The organism is uncultured Campylobacter sp., assembly GCF_938040115.1.
Classification (GTDB): domain Bacteria; phylum Campylobacterota; class Campylobacteria; order Campylobacterales; family Campylobacteraceae; genus Campylobacter_A.
Genome location: NZ_CALHXD010000266.1, coordinates 1 through 5,098 on the forward strand (window position 1 = coordinate 1; position 5,098 = coordinate 5,098).

At 48.7% G+C, this 5,098-nt stretch carries 4 protein-coding genes and 1 pseudogene; 1 reads left to right on the plus strand and 4 read right to left on the minus strand.

Annotated features, from left to right (window positions below):
* Nucleotides 1–560: 560 nt before the first annotated feature.
* Nucleotides 561–2,189: a formate--tetrahydrofolate ligase gene (locus tag Q0314_RS08920; protein WP_298058365.1), complete on the minus strand. Its 1,629-nt coding sequence runs from the start codon at nucleotides 2,187–2,189 to the stop codon at nucleotides 561–563.
* Between the two features lie 105 nt (nucleotides 2,190–2,294).
* On the opposite strand from Q0314_RS08920, the gene Q0314_RS08925 reads away from it, so the two are divergent.
* Complete coding sequence (locus tag Q0314_RS08925; RefSeq protein ID WP_298058367.1) at nucleotides 2,295–2,771, plus strand: DJ-1/PfpI family protein; 477 nt, start codon at nucleotides 2,295–2,297, stop codon at nucleotides 2,769–2,771.
* A gap of 272 nt (nucleotides 2,772–3,043) precedes the next feature.
* On the opposite strand, the gene Q0314_RS08930 is transcribed toward Q0314_RS08925, so the two are convergent.
* The 3 genes and pseudogenes from Q0314_RS08930 to Q0314_RS08940 form a co-directional block, all read right to left on the minus strand.
* Nucleotides 3,044–3,301, minus strand: a complete 258-nt coding sequence (locus Q0314_RS08930) for a hypothetical protein (protein ID WP_298058369.1) — start codon at nucleotides 3,299–3,301, stop codon at nucleotides 3,044–3,046.
* 359 nt (nucleotides 3,302–3,660) lie between these two features.
* Nucleotides 3,661–3,996, minus strand: a complete 336-nt coding sequence (locus Q0314_RS08935) for a hypothetical protein (protein WP_298058370.1) — start codon at nucleotides 3,994–3,996, stop codon at nucleotides 3,661–3,663.
* Between the two features lie 29 nt (nucleotides 3,997–4,025).
* Nucleotides 4,026–5,098 (minus strand): annotated as a pseudogene (locus Q0314_RS08940) (hypothetical protein); the annotation flags it as partial.

The window sequence follows — 5,098 nt, forward strand, 5'->3', positions numbered from 1 at the left end:
AATCACGCGACATCAAGGCTTACGAGCGAAATTTAAGCGTAAAAAATATAGAAATCGCAAGCATTTTTAAAGAGGTCGATGGTGAAATCGAGCCGTGGGAGAAGGTGAAAATTTAGCGCCGTCTTACGCACTTCTTTTTGGCTTGCTTGGGAAAATTTGATTAAAACGCCAAAATACGTTACGTCGATTCTGCCAATATTTACGGCAAATTTCGAGCGTTAAATTTAGATATTTAAAACGCCGTAAAATAGCGCAAATTTGGCGCTAGGATGATAAGCGGCTTTGAGCGGGTAAATTTGATTTTGCGTTTCGGCGATGTATGGATGGTAAGATAAAAATCTCGCACGAACAGCGTTGCGATAAAATCTAAAATTTACGAGCCAGAGTGGGCGTTTGCTAAATTTAGCGTTTTAAATTTGACGGCAAATTTAAAGGACGAAGTAGTCAAATTTAAAAAGGCGAACCTGACATCAAATCTCCGTCAAATTCGCCTTTTTTCAGAAATCAAACTCCGCCGACTAGCCAAATTTACAATCAAATTTGACAGATCGGAGCTCGTTTTACTCCGCTCTCATCTGCTCGGCAGTAGGTACTTTTGGTAGTCCCGGCATCAGCATCGTCGATCCGCTAACCGCTACGATAAAGCCCGCTCCCCCGCGGATCTCAAGCGCGCTAACCTCGAAGCTAAAGCCCTTCGGTCGTCCTAGCAGCTTAGCGTCCGAGCTAAAGCTATACTGCGTCTTTGCGACGCAAACGGGCAAGCCGTCAAAGCCTAGACGCGAAATCTCGGCTAGATCAGCTTGCGCGCGCTGGCTAAAGACCACTTCTTTTGCGCCGTAAATTTTAGTCGCGATCTTTTCGATCTTGGTTTTGATGGGGTCGGCGGGCCCATACGTGAAGGTTATCTCGCGAGCCGGCTTTTCGCAGATTTGCGCAACTTTTTTAGCCAGATCCTCCGTGCCGGCGCTTCCCTTTAAAAAGCCTTCGCACACGCTAAACTCAGCCCCCGACTCCTCGCAAAGAGCGCGCACGTGGGCTATCTCCTCGTTCGTATCGGTCGCGAATTTATTTAGCGCGACGATGACGTTTTGGTTAAAATTTTTGAGATTTTCTATGTGGGCTTTTAGGTTTTCGCCGCCTAGCTTTAGCGCGTCTAAATTTGGCTGCGAGATGCCGTCTTTATCGCATCCGCCGTTATATTTTAGCGAGCGGATGGTGCTTACTAGCACGACGCATTTTGGCGCGAGATTTGCGGTGCGGCACTTGATATCGAGGAACTTTTGCGCCCCTAGCTCAGCGCCAAATCCCGCCTCGGTCACGACGTAGCCCGCTAAATTTAGCGCAGTTTTGGTCGCGATCACGCTGTTGCAGCCGTGCGCGATATTTGCAAACGGTCCGCCGTGGATGAGCACGGGCGTGCCCTCAAGCGTTTGCACGAGGTTTGGTTTTATCGCCTCTTTTAGCAGGACGCAGACGGCGTCGGCGCAGTTTAGGGATTTTGCGCGCACGAGGCCGCCATCTTTATCGTAGGCGACGACGATGTTTTCTACGCGCTCTTTTAGATTTTTTAGATCGGTCGCTAGGCACAGTATCGCCATTATTTCACTAGCGGCCGTGATTACGAAGCCGTCCTTGCGGGTAAATTTATTGCTCTTTTCAAGGCCGATTTCTATCTCTCTTAGCGAGCGGTCGTTCATATCCATACAGCGTTTGAAAACGACGCGCGCAGGGTCGATATTTAGCGCGTTACCGTGGTGGATGTGGTTATCTAGCATCGCTGCGATGAGGTTGTTTGCCGAGGTGATAGCATGAAAGTCGCCGTTAAAGTGCAGGTTGATATCCTCGCTCGGCGTCACCTGCGAGTAGCCGCCGCCCGTCGCTCCGCCCTTTATACCGAAAACCGGCCCCAGGCTCGGCTCTCTAAGCGCGGCGCACACGCGTTTGCCGATACGCGCTAAGCCGTCAGATAGCCCGACGGTCACGGTCGTTTTGCCCTCTCCGTAGGGCGTCGGATTGGTCGCGGTAACTAGGATGAGGTTTGCGCCCGTCGCGCTGCCTAGTCGCGGCTCGATCTTGGCTTTTAGCTTGCCGAAGGTGTCTAGCGCCTCCTCGCCTAGCCCCAGTTTTGCGCCGATTTTTACGATATTTTGCGGCTTTGCGCTCGCTTCTATTTCTCTGTCGCTTAGCATCGTCTTTCCTTAAAAATTTGATTTAAAATGATTTTGTAATTTTACCTCGCAAATGCGAAAAATCTCATTAAATTTTAGCCGCTCGTAATCAAATTTGGGCTAAATTTGAAACTAAAATCGATAAAGGATCGCTATGAAGGCGCTAAAATTTGGACGCGAAAGCTAGATGAGATAGCTAAATTTGACGTCTTGCTCGTGCCGGGCGGTTTTGCGGCTAGGGAGCTTGTGCATGAGGCCGAGTTTATAGCCGTTCTAGGCGAGCTAGCGCGCAGGCACGGGTATGTGATCTCGGTATGCACGGGCTCGGTTTTGCTAGCTAAAACCGGGCTTTTGGACGGCATGGAAGCTACTAGCAACAAACTATCATGGCAGTGGGTGACCTCAGAGGCTCCTGGCGTGCGCTGGATACGCGGGGCCAGGTGGTGCGTTAGCGGGAAATTTTACACCGGCTCGGGCGTGAGCGCTGGTATCGACGCAGCTCTAGGCTTTATCGCCGATATGCACGGGCTGGACGAAGCGCAGAGGATCGCTCGGACGATGGAGTATGTCTACAATAGCGACAAAAACGCGGAGTTGTTTTAAAATTTAGCTTGCGGCGGTTGCTTAAATTTGAGTGCTAAATTTAAACCGAGTCAAATTTCGAGGCGCTGTACCTAAAAGATGCGTGAAAAACAAATTTACAAAATTAGCCGTTCAAAAGCACGGGTATAAAAAGAGCAAATTTAGTCTGATAGTCGGAAGATTTCTGATTTATGGCTAAAAACAAGTAAATAATCCAAAACGATGCAAATTTTACTGCCAAAAATCGCAAATTTTATAAATTCAGCGGTTTTGGGCGACAGATTTATCGTCGTTTAGAGCGTTTTAAGCTTTTCGCGCACCAAGGCAACGTAAATCATCGCTAGCGTCGTCGCAAACCAGATGACGTAAGGTAAGCAAAAAACAAAAGGCTTTTCGTAGTAGTCGTATTGCACGCCGACGTTGCGGCCGATGTAGAGGTAAAATCCGCCCACGATAACAAGGTAAAACATCACGGCAATGGCGTCGCAAACGCGAACTAGCTTGCTTAGCGGGCGCTTAGGTTCTGTTTTGGTTACGTGATCGTTATTCATTTTTTCTCCTTTATTTTTGGGAAATGTTATCATAATTAGCGTAAAATTTTGATGATTTATATCAAAAACTTGCTTTTAAAATTCAAATCAAAAGTCCACTATAAAATTTAAGACGAAATTTAACCAAAATTCGCGTAAAATCCATCCAAAAAGCAAGTAAAAATGATAAACAAACGGGCGCAGCGTATCGCTCGGGCGATGGAGTACGTCTGGAATAGCGACAAAAACGCGGATCTGTTTTAAATTTTAGTTTGCGGCGGGCGCTAAAATTGAGCGCTAAATTTAAGCCGAGTCAAATTTACCGCGCCGCGCGCCAAAACCGTAATTTTTAAAACAAACGACTCGTATCTTGTCCCGCGCTACCACAGTTTTAGGCAGACTTGCCCTATTATGACGGCGATGGGAGCCCCGTTTATGTCGTAGGTGTTGCTAGAGTTTGAACCAAAATCGGGCTTAACGACATTGCCTTGTATCACCCAAGTGTTGCTTGAGTTTGCGCCGTATTTGGGTTTTATTTTTCTCCCGTCAAACTCAAATGTGTTAGAGGAGTTGGCTCCAGTTTTAGGCTTTAGCACGCCGCCGTCAAATTCAAACGTATTGTGCGTGGTTGCGCCGTATTTGGGCTTTAGCTCGTTGCCCTCATATACCCAAGCGCCGTTGCCCGCAGACCTTCCGTCCCAGTTGATTTTCGGCATTTTATCCTCCTAAAATGAGTTATAATCAATCATTTTGCGCGGCTTGCTTCTTTTGCTTTTACGGCTTCGTAAATTTCATCCGCGTTAGTTAAATTTGCGTCCAAAAACTCCTGCGCCTTTTTGAGAGTGCGCGCCCCCATTATACCGTCGGCCTTGACGCCGATAGCCTTTTGCACGTATAAAATTTTCTCTTTTTGCGTCATCTGCGGCGCGGTTTTAGCGTCGTCGGTGGAGTTTGTTTCGCGCGCCGTCTCGTTTGAGCCGTCAAATTTAGCCGTCATCTCGCGAAATTTGGCCTCCAGGCTGCGCGACGCCTCAAAGCGCTCGTCAAGCTGCATAAGAGTCGGAGCGTAACCAAAACTTGATATCGCGCCGTAGATCGCGCCGACCGCACCAAAGCCCGCTAAAATTTTAAAAAACAGAGCAAAAGCCTCTTTGTTTCGCATGCTTTGGCGGTACTCTTTAGGCACGGCACTACGGCGGATCAGCGTAACCAGCGCGCTAAGGGGTGCTAAGACGCACCAAGCCGTGCCCGCGCAAATAGCCAAAAATATAAGCGTATAAATAGGCGCCATGATGTAGCGCTCGGCTAAATTTTCGCCCAAAAATCCTGCCGTAAAAACTAGCGCAATCAGCCAAAACACCGAGCCCAGCCCGAACCAAACCGCAGGCGAGTAAACGGGAGAGATTTTATCCAGGCATTTTTTCATCGTATCGCCCAGTTTGCTCGCCGCGCCCCTTGAGACGTAGCCTTCGCAGGCCTCTATCACGGCGTTTGCGGCCTCGGTTTGCGCGCCGTCCGTTTTAGCGATACGCTTTAGCGCGGAGTCAAGAACCGGCTGCGAGCAGTAGCGCGTGAAAAATTTAAACGCCTCGCGCCTAGTTATCTTGCCGTCTGCACCCATCTTTTCTAACATAGATATCTCGTCTGCGAAAAGATCGTCGAAAAACGGCGGCCTGATAAATGCGTAAGGCGGGTTGCTAAAGCCCACCGCCTCGTACTCCTTGCCCAGCAGTATAAAATTTAGCCGCGTTATAGCGCTAGAGCCCACGTAAGAAAACAGGTGCGAGCTCTCGTCGCCGCTCTCTTCGTCTTGATAAA

What these genes read in the sequence shown, in the direction of transcription:
- Q0314_RS08920 (WP_298058365.1), bottom strand. Translation starts at nt 2,189, where the DNA reads ATGCTAAGCGACAGAGAAATAGAAGCGAGCGCAAAGCCGCAAAATATC.
- Q0314_RS08930 (WP_298058369.1), bottom strand. Translation starts at nt 3,301, where the DNA reads ATGAATAACGATCACGTAACCAAAACAGAACCTAAGCGCCCGCTAAGC.
- Q0314_RS08935 (WP_298058370.1), bottom strand. Translation starts at nt 3,996, where the DNA reads ATGCCGAAAATCAACTGGGACGGAAGGTCTGCGGGCAACGGCGCTTGG.